This window comes from Rhizobium sp. BK418 (assembly GCF_004341105.1).
Taxonomy (GTDB): domain Bacteria; phylum Pseudomonadota; class Alphaproteobacteria; order Rhizobiales; family Rhizobiaceae; genus Rhizobium.
Map to the genome: position 1 here is coordinate 686644 of NZ_SLZK01000003.1, position 14998 is coordinate 701641.

General features: G+C 60.7%; 11 protein-coding genes and 1 other RNA gene. 5 read left to right on the forward strand and 7 right to left on the reverse strand.

Going from position 1 to position 14998, the window contains the following annotated elements; all coding sequences use genetic code 11:
* The first annotated feature begins 28 nt into the window (after positions 1–28).
* Positions 29–982: an NmrA/HSCARG family protein gene (locus EV281_RS14835; RefSeq protein ID WP_132653844.1), complete on the forward strand. Its 954-nt coding sequence runs from the start codon at positions 29–31 to the stop codon at positions 980–982.
* Between the two features lie 294 nt (positions 983–1276).
* Here EV281_RS14835 and EV281_RS14845 read toward each other — a convergent pair whose 3' ends face one another.
* The gene (locus tag EV281_RS14845) at positions 1277–2197 is read right to left on the reverse strand and encodes a LysR family transcriptional regulator (protein WP_132653845.1); all 921 of its coding nucleotides are present in this window, start codon (positions 2195–2197) and stop codon (positions 1277–1279) included.
* A 575-nt stretch (positions 2198–2772) separates the two neighbouring features.
* On the opposite strand from EV281_RS14845, the gene EV281_RS14850 reads away from it, so the two are divergent.
* Positions 2773–4563 carry an ABC transporter ATP-binding protein gene (locus EV281_RS14850; RefSeq protein ID WP_132653846.1) on the forward strand — a complete coding sequence of 597 codons (1791 nt, stop codon included), beginning with the start codon at positions 2773–2775 and terminating at the stop codon, positions 4561–4563.
* Between the two features lie 150 nt (positions 4564–4713).
* Here the strand turns inward: EV281_RS14850 and EV281_RS14855 are convergent, their stop codons facing one another.
* Both EV281_RS14855 and EV281_RS14860 read right to left on the reverse strand, forming a co-directional pair.
* Entirely contained in the window at positions 4714–5799 is a 1086-nt protein-coding gene (locus EV281_RS14855) for an AbrB family transcriptional regulator (RefSeq protein WP_132653847.1), read from the reverse strand.
* A 161-nt stretch (positions 5800–5960) separates the two neighbouring features.
* Positions 5961–6863 (reverse strand): LysR family transcriptional regulator, encoded by a 903-nt coding sequence (locus EV281_RS14860; protein ID WP_132653848.1) that lies wholly within the window; start codon positions 6861–6863, stop codon positions 5961–5963.
* 93 nt (positions 6864–6956) lie between these two features.
* On the opposite strand from EV281_RS14860, the gene EV281_RS14865 reads away from it, so the two are divergent.
* From EV281_RS14865 to EV281_RS14875, 3 genes are all read left to right on the forward strand, one after another.
* The gene (locus tag EV281_RS14865) at positions 6957–8009 is read left to right on the forward strand and encodes an aldo/keto reductase (protein ID WP_132653849.1); all 1053 of its coding nucleotides are present in this window, start codon (positions 6957–6959) and stop codon (positions 8007–8009) included.
* A 100-nt stretch (positions 8010–8109) separates the two neighbouring features.
* A complete protein-coding gene (locus EV281_RS14870; protein ID WP_132653850.1) occupies positions 8110–9522 on the forward strand; it encodes an FAD-linked oxidase C-terminal domain-containing protein in 1413 nt (470 codons plus the stop codon).
* Between the two features lie 89 nt (positions 9523–9611).
* A complete protein-coding gene (locus tag EV281_RS14875; RefSeq protein ID WP_132653851.1) occupies positions 9612–13328 on the forward strand; it encodes an AsmA family protein in 3717 nt (1238 codons plus the stop codon).
* Positions 13329–13337: 9 nt separating this feature from the next.
* Here EV281_RS14875 and EV281_RS14880 read toward each other — a convergent pair whose 3' ends face one another.
* From EV281_RS14880 to ssrA, 4 genes are all read right to left on the reverse strand, one after another.
* Positions 13338–13586: a ribbon-helix-helix domain-containing protein gene (locus EV281_RS14880; protein ID WP_132653852.1), complete on the reverse strand. Its 249-nt coding sequence runs from the start codon at positions 13584–13586 to the stop codon at positions 13338–13340.
* 82 nt (positions 13587–13668) lie between these two features.
* Positions 13669–13857: a DUF4169 family protein gene (locus tag EV281_RS14885; protein ID WP_132653853.1), complete on the reverse strand. Its 189-nt coding sequence runs from the start codon at positions 13855–13857 to the stop codon at positions 13669–13671.
* Positions 13858–13903: 46 nt separating this feature from the next.
* Positions 13904–14416 carry an SspB family protein gene (locus tag EV281_RS14890; protein ID WP_132653854.1) on the reverse strand — a complete coding sequence of 171 codons (513 nt, stop codon included), beginning with the start codon at positions 14414–14416 and terminating at the stop codon, positions 13904–13906.
* Positions 14417–14547: 131 nt separating this feature from the next.
* Positions 14548–14925: a transfer-messenger RNA gene (ssrA, locus tag EV281_RS14895) on the reverse strand.
* Positions 14926–14998 lie beyond the last annotated feature (73 nt).

Genomic DNA, 14998 nt, shown 5'->3' on the forward strand with positions numbered 1-14998 from the left:
TGATAGGAAAAAGGTTCAAGGTACAACTATGTCTGCAAATGATAAGCCACTTATCGCAATTGTCGGCGCAACCAGCAAACAGGGTCGCAGCGTTGCAGCGACGCTCCTTCGCAGCGGACGTTTCCGCGTGCGCGCCCTGACCCGGAAAAAGGATTCACCCGAGGCTGTAAATCTGGAGAAACTTGGAGCCGAGATTGTCACCGTCCCTCTCCAGCTCGGCTACCGGAAGGATCTCGTTACCGCTTTCGAAGGCGCGGACGGGGCATTTCTGATGACGCCGCCCGTCATGCCGCCGGAGACAATAGAGGCTCCTATCGGCCGCCAACTTGCGGATGCGGCGGTCGAGGCAGGCGTCGGACATATTGTTTTCAGCACACTCGAGAATGTCGACGCCATCTCCGGCGGAACGAAGTTTGCTCCGCATTTCACCGACAAAGCGCGCGTTGCAGACTATATTCGCGGTCTGCCGATCTCTCATTCCTTCGTCATGCTGGCATTCTTCTACACGAATCTTCTCGAATATTATCCGCCGCGCATGGAAGACGACACGCTCGTGTTGCCGATCTATCTTCCCGCGGATTTTCGAGCGCCTTTTGTCGATCCACTGACGGCGACCGGGCCGGCCGTGCTCGAAATTTTCTCAAATCCCGAGCGCTACAACGGGAAAACGCTACCGATCGTCGGCGATGTCATCTCTCCGCGCGAGATGGTCGAAACTTTCCGAGAGGTAACCGGCCTCAAGGCAGAATATCGAAATGCTTTCACCAAGGGTGGCCTGCTGCAGTATTTTCCGGAGTTCGCCGCCAACGAGCTTTTCGTGCAAGAACTTCTGGGGATGGTCGAGTACGCTGTAGAATATGGTTTTTTCGGTAGGGAGCATGATCTGGAATGGAGCCGTCGCCTGAATCCTGACACGCTCGACTGGGAACAGTATCTTCGGACGACGGGCTGGCGCGGCGACAAGCGATCTTTCGGGCTCTAGAGCCTTTCCTGGTTAGATTGAAGCATTCTGCCGGAGCAGGTTTGTGTCAGGGCAAAGGCAATTGGCGAAAGGCGTACCCAAGGTACGTCCGAGCCGATCGCTTTTGATCCTGGCGCAAAGATGCCCGGCCCTAGCTGGTTTGCAAGCAAACCACCGGGGTTGGCCGAAACGGGCCGCCTGATCGACCGGCCGGCTTGGCCGTAGATCTGGGCTACGACGCGCGCCGGCCGGTTGACCGTTCGACTCCGTTTGAGCCAACAGAATGCTTCAATCTGACCGGGAAAGGCTCTAAAGTCAGGATGGCCGGATCCCCGGCAGTTTGGAAACCTCGGCGACAAGGAAGTCGGTAAGGAGACGAACGCGGGCAATGGCGGAGCGCTCGGGCACGATGAGCAAGCTCAGCGGGACCGGCGATGGACGATAGTCTTCGAGCACGGCTTCGAGCCGACCGTTTTCCAAGAGATCGTGAACCAGCCAAAGGTGGGCGGGACCAATGCCGCGTCCTGCGGCCAAGGCTTCGCGCGCCGCGAGCCCGTGATCGACGCGCAGCTTCCCATTGACTGAAACCGTCAAATTCGCGCCATGGACGGAGGAGAGAGCGATCTGATCGCTCCCGGCCACATTGGACATTATGACGGTTTCGTATCGCGAGAGATCGTCCGGGCACTCCGGCCGCCCGTGGACGGAGAAATAAGCCGGAGCGCCGACCAGCAGCCGGTGGCTTTTTCCGAGCGCATGAAGCTTCATCGAGCTGTCGGCGAGAGGTCCGAGCCGGAGTGCCAGGTCAACGCCTTCACGAACCAGGTCGATGCGCTCGTCGGTCAAGTTGAGATCGACGCTGATGTCCGGATGCTGGTCCTGAAACTCGAAGATGAGTCGCGTGATGTGCATCACGCCAAGCGCTGCAGTACAGGAAATCCTGACAGCGCCCGCGGCCGCACGACGGGCATTTCTGGCTTCCTCGGTAGCCTGTTCGACCAGGCGTAATACCTGAAGGCAGTTGGCATAATAGCGGCTGCCTTCGTCGGTGAGGGTCACGCGACGCGTGGTTCGACTGAGGAGAGGCACACCGACTGCGCCCTCGAGTTCGTTGAGGTGCCGTGTCACGGTCGATTGACCGACGCCGAGTTCCATTGCCACCGTAGATAGGTTGCCTCGTTCGGCAACGCGAACAAAAGTGCGCATTCTGTCGAGAGACAGCCCGGTATTATCCATTTTTCAGTACAATGATATTCATTAGGTCAATGTAGGGGATAACTGAGCCTGCGGCTAGCCAAGCGTGGCCAGAACGGCGGAGATTCTTCCGGTGGTCCCGCATGTGATCATTCCCGATTTAAGTGGAATTTGCGAGGCCTGGCTGTGATTTTTACGCGGTAAGGCGAATAAAAACATGCCGTTACACGCCTGATTTCAGGAGCGGACCCAAGCAAGGCGGGTGATCGACGCGGCTCTTTTTGAGCCGAGTTGTTGTGTCATTCGCGCATCATTCTCCGCAAAGTAGAAAACATCGGTTGGCAAAGTTGAATTTGTCCGGTACAAAAACTCCACCGCTGCAGATCAATCAAAGGAGGCGTTGTATGACATCAGCATTCATCGAAGTCCTCCCGTCTGGAATGATGCGACACTAGGTCATTCCAATTCGCGGCCCTCCAGGGGAGCGCGAGATGCGGTTTTAATTTCTTTCACAGTTCGACCGATCTGCCGAGACGAATCCGTCTCCCGTTCCGACTGTGTTCATCAACTCTTCATTTTGGGGCCGGCTGCCGAAACACGGGGTCGGACTGGTTAAAATGGCTCGCAAAAAGCTCGATTTCCGTGCCGATGCGTATCGCAACGTACTCGGCTTTGTTTTTCGTCAATGGACCCATCGGCCCGCACTGGTGGGCGTCATTATCCTGCTGGTGATCGCCAGCACGCTGGCCGAAGTCATGGTGCCGGTGTTTTCCGGTGAGATCGTCGACGCGATTGCCGGCGGCAATGCGGCTGGCGGTGCCATCAGGGCTTTCGCTGTCGTCGTGGTCCTTGGCCTGACCAGCGTTGCCCTGCGCTGGTTTATCTTCGGCGGGATCATCCGGCTGACACTGCGCATAATGGCTGACGTCGTCAATAACGGCTTCCATAAGGTGCAGCGCTTCTCGACCGACTGGCACGCCAATAGTTTTGCCGGCTCGACGGTCCGTAAGATCACCCGCGGCATGTGGGCGCTTGACGCGCTCAACGACCTGCTTCTCATCGCCTTGCTGCCGTCTGTCGTCATGCTGGTGGGTGCCAGCATCGTGCTCGGCACCTATTGGCCGATCATGGGCCTGATCGTGGCTGCGGGGTCGCTTGTTTATATCAGCGTGACCGTCCTGCTTTCCATTGGTTTCGTGTCGCCGGCGGCGAAACTTGCCAATGCCTGGGACACCAAGCTCGGCGGCGCGCTGGCTGATGCCATCAGCTGCAACTCAGTGGTGAAAGCGTTCGGTGCCGAAAGGCGCGAGGAGGAGCGCTTGCGCCATGTGCTCTCCAAATGGGACAGCCGCACGCGGCGGACGTGGAAACGCGGGACACTGAACGGCACGATCCAGGGCTTCATGATGGTTTCCATGCAGGCCGGCATTCTCGGCACAGGCCTCATCATATGGCAGCAAGGGCTTGCGACGCCTGGCGACATCACATTCGTGCTGGCGATGTTCTTCGTCCTGCAGGGGTATCTGCGCTCGGTCGGCCAGGATATCAGAAACCTGCAGCGCGCCGTTAACGACATGGAAGAACTCGTGCTGCTCGACAAGACGCCGCTCGGCATCGAGGATAAGCCGAATGCGAAGGCCATCGCGATCGGCGAGGGCGAGATCGTGTTCGACCGCGTCACCTTTCAGTATGGTGCTCATCCGACTCCCCTTTATGAGGATTTCTCGGTCACCATCAAACCGGGGGAGCGGGTCGGACTGGTCGGGCATTCCGGTTCGGGCAAGACCACTTTCGTCAAGCTCATCCAGCGCCTCTATGACGTGAAATCGGGTTCGATCCGGATTGACGGACAGGATATCGCTGACGTCAGGCAATCGAGCCTGCGCAGCCAGATCGCCATCGTGCAGCAGGAGCCCATCCTGTTTCACCGCACGCTCGCCGAAAATATCGCCTATGGCCGGCCGAATGCGTCCAGGCGCGAGATCGAGAACGCGGCAAAACAGGCTAGCGCGCACGGCTTTATCATGGACCTACCGAAGGGTTATGAGACCATGGTGGGCGAGCGTGGCGTCAAGCTATCGGGCGGTGAGCGTCAGCGCGTCGCCATCGCCCGCGCTTTCCTGGCCGATGCGCCGGTTCTGATCCTGGATGAGGCGACCTCCAGCCTCGACAGTGAAAGTGAGGTGCAGATCCAGCAGGCCATGGAGCGCCTGATGGATGGCCGCACGACGCTGGTCATCGCCCACCGCCTGTCGACGGTGCGAGCGCTGGATCGATTGCTGGTCTTCGACAGGGGCATGATCGTCGAAGAAGGCGACCATCAAGCGCTCATCCGGCTCAACAACGGCATCTATCGTCGGCTGTTCGAGCGGCAGGCGCTCGAACTGACCAAGGGTCTGGTGGCATGAGCCGAGGCACCGGGCGCTGACGTTCCGGTGCTTCTCTTCGCTTGCTCTGCGAAATTTTTGCTGAGCAAGCGGCGGCTTATGGCCGTGAGTCATTGCACTCAGGCAGGGTTCATGGTGGCGAATATGCGGTTATAGCTATTGACGCATTAGCTAAGCAGCGTTTTCCGCAAGGCCGGAGCGGCGAGCGATGAGGCGGGCGAGTGCCGGGCCGATCAGCAATATGATCAGGAAACGACCGGTCTGCATGGCCATGACGAAGGGCACGTCGACATCGCTTGAGGCTGCAATAATAGCGACAGAATCGGCGCCGCCGGGGCTGGTGGCGAGATAGGCGGTCAGCGGGTCGATGCCGGCGAATGCGTGAAGGGCGAATGCCATGCAGCCGCAGAGCGCCATCAGAATGATGATGGAGGCTGAGACGCGCGGCAGGGCGCGGGCGGCATGTTTGAGGATCGAGCGGGTGAAGCGCAGGCCGATGCTCCAGCCGATCAGCGCGTAGCTCAGCGCCAGGATCCAGGTTGGCAACTCGATCTTCAAGAGACCGAAACCCTGCAGCAGGGCTCCGGCAAAAAGCGGCACCACGATATTGCCGCCCTGGATGCGGAAGCGGAAGACGGTGTAGCAGCAGAGGGCGGCGAAGATGACCGTCATGGCGAAAGCCGGCCAATCGACCGGCGGGAAGAAAATGACCGGCGGCGGCGTCTCGCCATCGGCGGCGACCCAGAGGCGCGAGATGACCGAAGCGCCGACCGCTACGAAGACGACGCGCAGATATTGCATGAAGGCGACCAGGCGCGCATCGGCCCCATAGGCCTCCGACATGATGACCATGGCCGAGGCGCCGCCGGGCGTGGAGCCCCAGACCGCCGTCGTGCCGGGCAGCACCTGCCAGCGTGTCAAAAGCCAGCCGAGGCCGGCGGCAATGGCGATGACCGAGAAAATGAAGAGGATGAAGAGGGGCGCGTCCTTGGCCATGGTGCCGAGGATATCGGGCGTGATATTGCGAGCCATCAGGAGACCGACCAGCACCTGGCCGAATTGCAGCGGCCAGTAGGGTACGCGCAGCTGACCTTTGCCGATGGTGAGCGCCAGTATGATGGCCGCGACCATCGGGCCGATCAGCAGCGAGGCGGGCAGGGCGAAGAGTTCGAGGAAAAGGACTGATATGGCCGACAAGGCGAGCAGCAATGCCCATTTGGGCAGGCTCGCTTTTTGAAGGAAGCTGCTTGCGTCCAAAACTGTAGTCCCCGAACTTTTCGACCGGAGCAGGCCCGAAGGCAAAGGTGGGAGGAGGCCCCGGTATGAATGAAGAGGCCGGCTGCGAGGGCCGGCAGGCTCAGATCCGGTATAGGCGTGCTGATGGCATTGGGTCAATTGTGGAATCTGACCTAATCGATCTAAAGCCTGACGTGTTTCGCAAGGAAATCAAGCAGGGCGCGAACACGCGCCGGCAGTGGTCCGCCCTGGCCGATATAGACGGCGTAAAATTCTTCGAGGTCGCCGGGATTGAGCGCTTCGAGCACCGGAACGAGCCGCCCAGCGGCGATATCGGCGCGCACGGTGAATTCCGTCATGCGGGCGAGGCCGGCGCCTGAGAGCGCCAGATAACGCATGGCCTCGCCATCGCCGACCTGCAAGCCGGGCGTGAGCGGAATGGTGATCTCCACGCCGTTCTCCAGGATCGGCCAGCCCTCCAGCGCCCGGGCATAGGAAAAGCCTATGCGGCGATGGTCATGGAGTTCGGCGGCCGAATGCGGTTCGCCATATTGCGCGAGATAATCGGGCGACGCGACGATGATCTTCCTGGCGGCGCCGAGCTTGCGGGCGATCAGGCTCGATGTCTTCAGCGGGCCGGCGCGGATCGCCACATCGGCACGCTCTTCCAGCAGGTCGATGACCTTGTCCGTGTGGGTGATATCGAGTGTCACGCCCGGGTGCTCGGCCATGAAGGCGGGGACGAGCGGGGCCAGAACATGATTGCCGAAGGAGCCGCTGGTATTGATGCTGATGCGGCCCGCCGCCTGTTCTCCTGCCGAAGCGAAACGCTCCGCCTCCGATATGTTGGCAAGGATAGCGACACTGCGCTCATAGAAGGCGCAGCCCTCCGGTGTGAGCTGCAGCTTGCGCGTCGAGCGGTTGACGAGGCGCGCGCCGAGCCTTGTCTCCAGCCGGGCGACCAGCTTGCTGACGGCCGACGGCGTCATGCGTCGCGCTTGCGCGGCAGCGGAAAAACCGCCGCGCTCGACGACGCTGACGAAAACTTCCATTTCTCCGGATCGATTGATGTCCTGACGGCTCACGATGAATTTAAATCACAGATGATATGATCTTAGGCAATCTATATCATCGTAGCGGCTGGGTCTATCTCTCCTTGGAGAACAGGAGTTTGGATCATGGAATACAGAAATCTCGGTGCATCGGGCCTTAGGGTGCCGGTGCTGAGCTTCGGGGCCGGCACTTTCGGCGGCAGCGGGCCGTTGTTCGGCGCTTGGGGCACGACGGATGCGCAGGAAGCGCGGCGCATGGTGGATATCTGCCTGGAGGCGGGTTGCACTTTGTTCGATACGGCTGACGTCTATTCGGCCGGTGCCTCCGAGGAGGTGCTGGGGCAGGCGATCTCGGGCCGGCGCGATGCCGTGCTGATCTCGACCAAGACGGCTCTGCCGATGGGCGAGGGGCCGAATGACTGGGGCACGTCACGAGCGCGGCTGATCCGCGCCACCGATGATGCGCTGCGCCGGCTCGCCACAGATTATATCGATCTGCTGCAGCTTCACGCCTTCGATGCCTCGACGCCGGTGGAGGAGGTGCTTTCGGCGCTCGATGGGCTCGTTGCCGCCGGCAAGGTGCGTTATGTTGGCGTTTCCAATTTCTCTGGCTGGCAGCTGATGAAATCGCTCGGGATTTCCGAACGCTACGGTTATCCGCGTTATATCGCCCATCAGGTCTATTATTCGCTCGCCGGGCGGGACTACGAATGGGAACTGATGCCACTTGCCGCCGACCAGAAGGTCGGTGCGCTGGTCTGGAGCCCGCTTGCCTGGGGCAGGCTGACGGGCAAGATCCGCCGCGGTGCGCCCCTGCCGGAGGGAAGTCGGCTGCATCAGACGGCCGAATACGGTCCGCCCGTCGATAACGAGAAGCTCTTCGATATCGTCGATGTGCTGGGCGAAATTGCCGCCGAGACTGGCAAAACCGTGCCGCAGATCGCCATCAACTGGCTGATCGGCCGGCCGACCGTTTCAAGCGTCATCATCGGCGCGCGCAACGAGGAGCAGCTCAGGCAAAATCTCGGTGCCGTCGGCTGGAGCCTGACGCAGGAGCAGATCGAGCGGCTCGATGCCGTTAGTGCCGTGACGCCGCCCTACCCCTATTTCCCCTATTATCGGCAGGAGGGCTTTGCGCGGCTCAATGCGCCGGCGGTTCCTGCAATAAAGATGGGATGAAATCTTCCCGAATCTTGGCTGGACAGCCGCTTTGACTTGCCTCATACCCGGCCTGCTACAGATGCTGTAGCAGGCTGTGGAATGCAGGGAGATCAAGGGCATGGCACTGCGCGACGCAAAGGCTGGAGTGCGAAACGAAGCGGGGATCGAAGCGGTTACCGGCATTTTGAAGCAGCGCTTCGGCGAGCGGTTCCAAACGGGTCAGTCCTTTCGCGCCCAGCATGCGCACACGACCACCTACATTCCTGCACAGTTGCCCGATGGCGTGCTGTTTGCCGAGACGGCCGACGACGTGAAGACCGTCGTCCGGGCGTGTGCCGATCACAAGGTGCCGGTCATCGGCTTCGGCACCGGCTCCTCGCTCGAGGGGCAGGTCAATGCGCCGAACGGCGGCATTTCCATCGATTTCAGCCGGATGAACAAAGTGATCGAGGTCAATCCCGAGGATCTCGACTGCACGGTCGAGCCGGGCGTCACGCGGGAGGAGTTGAACACCTATCTGCGCGATACCGGTCTGTTTTTCCCGATCGATCCCGGCGCCAATGCCTCGATCGGCGGCATGACCTCGACGCGGGCTTCCGGCACCAACGCCGTTCGATACGGCACGATGAAAGACAATGTGCTTGCCGTCACGGCAGTCACCGCATCGGGCGAGGAAATCCGTACGGCGCGGCGCGCCCGCAAGTCTTCGGCCGGTTACGACCTGACGCGGCTCTTCGTCGGGGCGGAGGGTACGCTCGGCATCCTGACCTCGGTGACACTGCGCCTGCACGGTATTCCGCAGAAGATTGCTGGCGGGGTCTGTGCCTTCCCGAGTGTGAAAGCTGCCTGCGACGCGGTCATCATGACGATCCAGATGGGCATTCCGGTCGCCCGCATCGAGCTCGTCGATGCGCTGCAGATGCGGGCCAGCATCGCCTACGCCAATCTGCCCTATGAGGAGAGCCCGGCACTCTTCCTCGAGTTCCACGGCACGGATGAGACGGTAGCGCTGCAATCGGCCGCCTTTGCCGAAATCGCGGCCGAATGCGGCGGCGGCGAATTCAAGTGGACGGCAAGCCCGGAGGAGCGCACCAAGCTCTGGAAAGCCCGCCATGATGCCTATTGGTCGGTGCGGGCACTGGCGCCCGGCCTTGCCGTACTTTCGACCGATGTTTGTGTTCCAATATCACGGCTCGCGGATTGTGTTGCCGAAACGCAGGCCGATATCGAAGCAAACGGTTTGCTGGCGCCAATCGTCGGCCATGCGGGCGACGGGAACTTCCATGTGCAGCTGTTGTTTGACGACAAGAGTGCCGCGGGAATTGCCACGGCAGAAGAGTTCGTTGCCCGATTGAATGCGCGAGCGCTCGCCATGGATGGCACATGCACCGGCGAACACGGGATTGGGCAGGGGAAGATGGCATTTCTGGAGCAGGAACTCGGGGGTACGGTGGATCTGATGCGTCAGATCAAGCGGTCGCTCGATCCGGACAATATCCTCAATCCCGGCAAGATTTTTCATCTGGGCTGAAAATGGAACAATCTCATGATCTTGGCCCTTGCCCCCAGCATGAATAGCGCTAGTGTCGGCAACAGAATTCCGAATGGAGAATCCCTGATTTGATAGGCCGGTTCCTCGTCTTTCTAGGAGGACTGATCGTCGTAGTGCTCTTCGTGGCGCTACTGGCTCCGCTATTCATTGACTGGACGGATTTCCGCAAGAATTTCGAGGATCAGGCAAGCCGCATCATCGGCAAGAAGGTGACGGTGCATGGCACGGTCGACGCGCGGCTTCTGCCGTTTCCGTCCGTGACGCTGCATGACGTGCGCGTCGGCCAGGAGGAAGACGGCAAGCCGATCGTGCAGGTCGAGCAGTTCTCCATGGACGCCGAGCTTGCGCCGTTCCTTTCGGGCGAAGCGCTGATTTTTGACATGCGTGTCGTCAATCCGAAGGTGCGGCTGCGGCTTCTCAAGGACGGATCGCTGGACTGGATGCGCGGCAGCCAGCCGGTAATTCCGGCCCGGAACGTGGTTCTCGAAAATGTGCATGTCAATGGCGGTGAGATCGAGTTCGTCGACGACCAGTCCGGCCGTTCCCGGCATGTGACGGGGCTCAACGCCGAGATGTCGGCGAAGTCGCTCGCCGGTCCATGGCGCATCGAAGGCGACGGCGCGCTCGACGGCGAACATGGCAGCTTTTCGATCTCCAGCAATCAGCCTGATGAGAACGGCGTGTTGCGCATGCGCACCCGGCTTGCTCCGGAAAGACATCCTGTCACCGTCGATCTCGACGGCGAGCTGAAGCTGGTCGATAGCCGACCAAACTATCAGGGGACATTGTCTGCGGCGATCGAAAATCGTGGGGGCAAGACCGAAAAGGGCGAGGCGCCGCCGCCACGCCTCAAGGGCCGTTTCGAGCTTACGAACGACCGCATCCGCATTCCCGAATATCGAATGGAAGTCGGCTCCACCGACGACCCCTATGTGATCACGGGCGAGGCGACACTCGATACCGGCACGGCGCCGGAATTCCTGCTGACTGCCGATGGCCAACAGATCGATGTCAACCGTATCGGCAACCAGGGGGCGGCCGGCAAGACCAACCGCGACCCGGCGGTTTCGGCGCGCCAGCGGCTGAATTCGCTGATCGAGATCGTCGGCCAGGTGCCGATTCCGCAGGTGCCGGGCAAGGCGACCGTGCGCCTGCCTGCTATCGTTGCCGGCGATACGACGATCCGCGACGTGGCATTGGAACTACGGCCGGCCGGCAATGGCTGGATGATCGACAATGCCGTCGGCACATTGCCCGGCCGCACGCAGGTGGAAGGCAAGGGCAAGCTGACGCTGCAGGGGGAACCCTCCTTCAATGGCCAGATGGTCGTTGCCTCCAACCAGCCGACCGGGCTTGCGTCCTGGCTATCCGGCTCGGTCGATCCGGCGATCCGCCAGCTGCGGCAGGCGGGCTTTTCGGCCAATGTCAGCCTGACGCATGATCTGCAACGCTTCGAGAATCTGGAGATCGCGATTGGTGCGGCAACGCTGAAAGGCCGGTTGGAGCGGCAGACGACCAACGGCCAGACGCCGTCGCTGTCCGTCGCGCTTGCCGGCGACGCGCTGGACCTCGATGCGCTGCGCGCCCTGACCGGCCTCTTTACCGGCCAGGATGCCGGCGACAACGTGCTCGACCACAAGATCGCCGCACAGCTCAGAGCGGATAAGTTCACTGCTTTCGGCGTGCAGGCCGACAATGTCGAAACGACCTTCACGCTCGCGGATGGCGCACTTTCCGTCGACCATCTGTCGATCAAGAATCTTGCGGGCGCCGAACTGACGGCGACGGGCAAGGCCGAGGGATCGTTGCTTGATTATAAGGGCACTGGCGAGATCACCTTCAAGGCGGCCGATCCCGGCCCCTTCTTCGCCATGCTGCGCGAGCATCTGCCGCATCACCCTGTGATGGACCGGTTGGTGCGCAATGCCGGCTGGTATGGCAATACGGCGCTGCGCGGTGCGTTGACGCTCGGCGGCGACGACGGCAATGCGCTGGCAGTGACGCTGGCAGGCGTTTCCAACGGTAGCCGCGTCAATCTCGATTACCGCATGTCCGACCTTCTGGCGCTGACCGGCAACGGCACGACGACGCTGGAGGCGACACTCGACAATGCCGTTCCGTCGATCCTCTTCGGCCAGGCGGGACTCGATCCGCTGCCGGTCGATGCCGGCGCCAACGGCCGCATGACGCTGAAGGTGACGGCGGCAGGCAACGATCCTGCCGATGCCGCACTGACCTTCGCGACCGACCGCACCTCGTTTACCGCAAATGGCAAGGTTGACGTACGGCCCGACACGTTCATGGACGGTAATGTCGCGGTCTCGCTAGAGAGTACCGATCTCGACCCGTATCTCGTCATGAACGGCATCGCGCTCCCGGAACTCGGGGCCGGGCTGCCGTTCAAGCTGCAGACTAATGCGACCATCGATGCCGACAAGGTGGTGCTGGCCGATCTCAACGGGCACGCGGCCGACAATGAATTCAAGGGTGCTCTAACCTTCGACCGCAAGGCGGCAAAGACGGCGGCAAGCGGCACGCTTGCGCTTTCCCAGGCCGATCTCGGCTGGCTTGGCGAGGCTGTATTCGGGCAGATCAAAGACCCCGCCAACGGCCAGCTGACGACGGCTGCACTCGGCCAGCCGCTCTTTCGTGATCTCGATGTCAATCTGAAGCTCACCGCCAAGCAGTTCTGGCCGGGGCTTTTCAACACGGCGGTCAATGACTTCACCTCCGATGTTGCCTACAAGGGCGACGAACTGCAGCTCAACAACATGGCTGGCAATTGGGACGGAGGCGCGCTTTCGGGCAATATGCTCTTTACCAATGCCAATGGCACGGGCTTCATGCAGACGCGACTGACGCTTGCCGATTCCGATCTCGGCGGCGTCGTCTGGCCGCGCGACGGTGCGCCCGTCGCCAATGGCAAGTTCGGCATGTCGCTTTCGCTCGAAGCCTCGGGCAAGACGGTTGCGGAGATTGCGAGCTCGCTGAACGGCTCGGGCGAGATTCAGCTCGGCGAGACGAGCGTTCGCGGGCTGAACCTCGCGATCCTGGCGCCGCTGCTGGCTGCCACCGATCCGATGCAGGAGCAGATCAATGCCGGCAAGATACATCCGATCGTCGAGACACTGCTGAACAATGGTGAGGCGAAGCTGCCACCGCTTGGCATTCCCTTCAACGTGACGGATGGCACGCTTAGGTTCCAGAATGTCAGCGTCGCCAATGACCTGGCGCACCTGACCGCCGATGCGCAGATCGAGCTGCCGCAGCAACGCATCAGCGCCACGCTCGGAATCGGGCTCAATCCCGGCGCGGAAGCGCTGCCGGGTGCGGAGCCCGGCATCCGCCTGAACTTCTCCGGCTTGCTGGCTTCGCCCGGCAAGACGATGGATGTGACCGATATCACCGGCTTCCTCTCGCTGCGCGCCTTTGAGCGCGAGCGGCGGCGCGTTGAACGGCTGCAGACCAATGTGCTGGAAAAGCAGCGGCTGCGGCGCGAGGTGGCGCTCTATCGTTTCAACGATGCCGAACGCGTTAAAGCCGCCGAGATCGAGCGGCAGCGGCAGGCCGAGGAGGAGCGGCTGAGGGTGCTGGCGCAAGAGGCAGCTCAGCGCAAAGCGGAAGCCGAGGCGAAGGCGGCTGCCGAAGCGGAAGCAAGCGCCAAGGCTGAGGCCGAGGCAAGGGCCAAGGCTGCTGCAGAGGCTGAAGCTGCGCGGCGAGCAGAGCAACCCCTGCCGCCCGGACAGCTCAATTTCAACCAGGTGCCCGGTGTCCGCGCTCAGTGAAAGGGTCGGTTACTTGGTCAGGCTCCTGGACGCTTGATCAGCTGTGGCGATGCCGCTTTTCAGCCAGCGGAGCACATGCAGGCGTAGCGCCGAAGAGAGGTTGCTCCCCGGCGGCCGATCATCGTCTATTTCGGAAATCAGGGTTGCTAGCGGTATGCCGCGGCACGCGGCAATAGACTTCAGCTCGATCCAGAATTCGTCTTCCAAAGAGAAGCTGGTTCGGTGCCCATGCAATGTCGCCGAATGTTTACGGATCATCGGGCTGCTTCTTCGTCGTTGAGAAAGCGATTCAAGCGGGAATCTTAGCTGCTTGATCGCCAAAGCTTTTATATCGGCGCGATCAAGTCTCGTCCTTCTCGATCCTGCCTTGATCGAGCGCCTTTTCAGCCTTCTCGTTGCGGGCTTTAGTCAATTGCTTCTCGGCCTTGGTACGGCCGTGAGAGATGCGATTCTGCTCGGCCTGCTTTTCCTTTTCGGAGCGGGCCTGCTGCTTTCGAAACTGACGCAAGTTGACGATTTCGGCGCTCACGCGGTTGCCTCCATCATGAAAAAGGAGGCTTTCGCCTCCTCCGACACTACTGTTTTTTGCGGAAGGAATCGAGCGAGACAACGGAGCCTGGCTTCTTTTCCTCACCTTCTGCGGGTGGTTTTGCAGCCGCATCCTCCGTCTTGACGGCATCAACGGGATAGGCGGTGATCTCGGCAGCCGGCTGCTCTTCGCCGTCGCTCAGCGGCACGTCGAACTCCAGCTCGAAATTGACCGAGGGGTCATAGAAGCCTCTGATGGCATTGAAGGGGATGACAAGCTTTTCAGGCACGTCGGAGAAGGACAGCCCGATCTCGAAATGAGATTCGGTGATCTTCAGGTCCCAGAACTGGTGCTGGATGACGATGGTCATCTGTTCGGGATATTTCGACTTCAGGTGCTGCGAGATGCGCACACCGGGAGCGCCCGTGAGAAACGTGATGAAGAAGTGATGGTCGCCGGGCAGTCGGCCCGTCGTTGCGACTTCGGCCAAGACCTTGCGGATCACGCCGCGCAGCGCGTCCTGTGCCAGAATGTCGTAGCGGATGTGATCCTGCCCCATGCTTTTCCTGTCTTTCGTCGGTTTAGAAGTCTTTTCACGAACTTGTATGGCACGTCCGGGCGCTTTGTGAAAGGCGCAAGCCGATTCATGCGTTTATCGAGCATACATGATTTCGTCGAGAAAGGGGAGAAGGTGAAGGCTTCTGTTGCCAGGTGCCTTCGGACCCCGCCTTACGGGGCTAGCCGTAAGGACTTAGAGCGGAATTCCCGCACCGCCATTAGGCAGCGAGAGCGTATTCCTTAGCGTTGTTGTCGTTTGCAACTACACTTGTGACCCGATAACGGCGGTATCATGCCGAGCGAAAAGTCGATCTTTACACCCTTGTCGATCCTATTTCGCCCCCATCAAAAGCAGGCCATTTCCCTCGAAAGAGGTAGGCCTGTTTTTGGTGGAGGCGCCGGGTACCGCCCCCGGGTCCAATAGGTTTATTCCATCGCCCGTTTATCGCCATAGCCGGCCCGAAAGCCGGCAAGAGGGATATAGTGTTTTTGTGATCGCAAGGGAAGGGGATACGTCATAAAAGCGTCGTGGTCATCGCCAGTTTTGCTTGGATAATCAGCTGCAAGCATTGGTTTTGAACCG

What these genes read in the sequence shown, in the direction of transcription:
- EV281_RS14865 (WP_132653849.1), top strand. Translation starts at nt 6,957, where the DNA reads ATGGAATACAGAAATCTCGGTGCATCGGGCCTTAGGGTGCCGGTGCTG.
- EV281_RS14890 (WP_132653854.1), bottom strand. Translation starts at nt 14,416, where the DNA reads ATGGGGCAGGATCACATCCGCTACGACATTCTGGCACAGGACGCGCTG.
- EV281_RS14835 (WP_132653844.1), top strand. Translation starts at nt 29, where the DNA reads ATGTCTGCAAATGATAAGCCACTTATCGCAATTGTCGGCGCAACCAGC.
- EV281_RS14880 (WP_132653852.1), bottom strand. Translation starts at nt 13,586, where the DNA reads ATGATCCGTAAACATTCGGCGACATTGCATGGGCACCGAACCAGCTTC.
- EV281_RS14845 (WP_132653845.1), bottom strand. Translation starts at nt 2,197, where the DNA reads ATGGATAATACCGGGCTGTCTCTCGACAGAATGCGCACTTTTGTTCGC.
- EV281_RS14870 (WP_132653850.1), top strand. Translation starts at nt 8,110, where the DNA reads ATGGCACTGCGCGACGCAAAGGCTGGAGTGCGAAACGAAGCGGGGATC.
- EV281_RS14850 (WP_132653846.1), top strand. Translation starts at nt 2,773, where the DNA reads ATGGCTCGCAAAAAGCTCGATTTCCGTGCCGATGCGTATCGCAACGTA.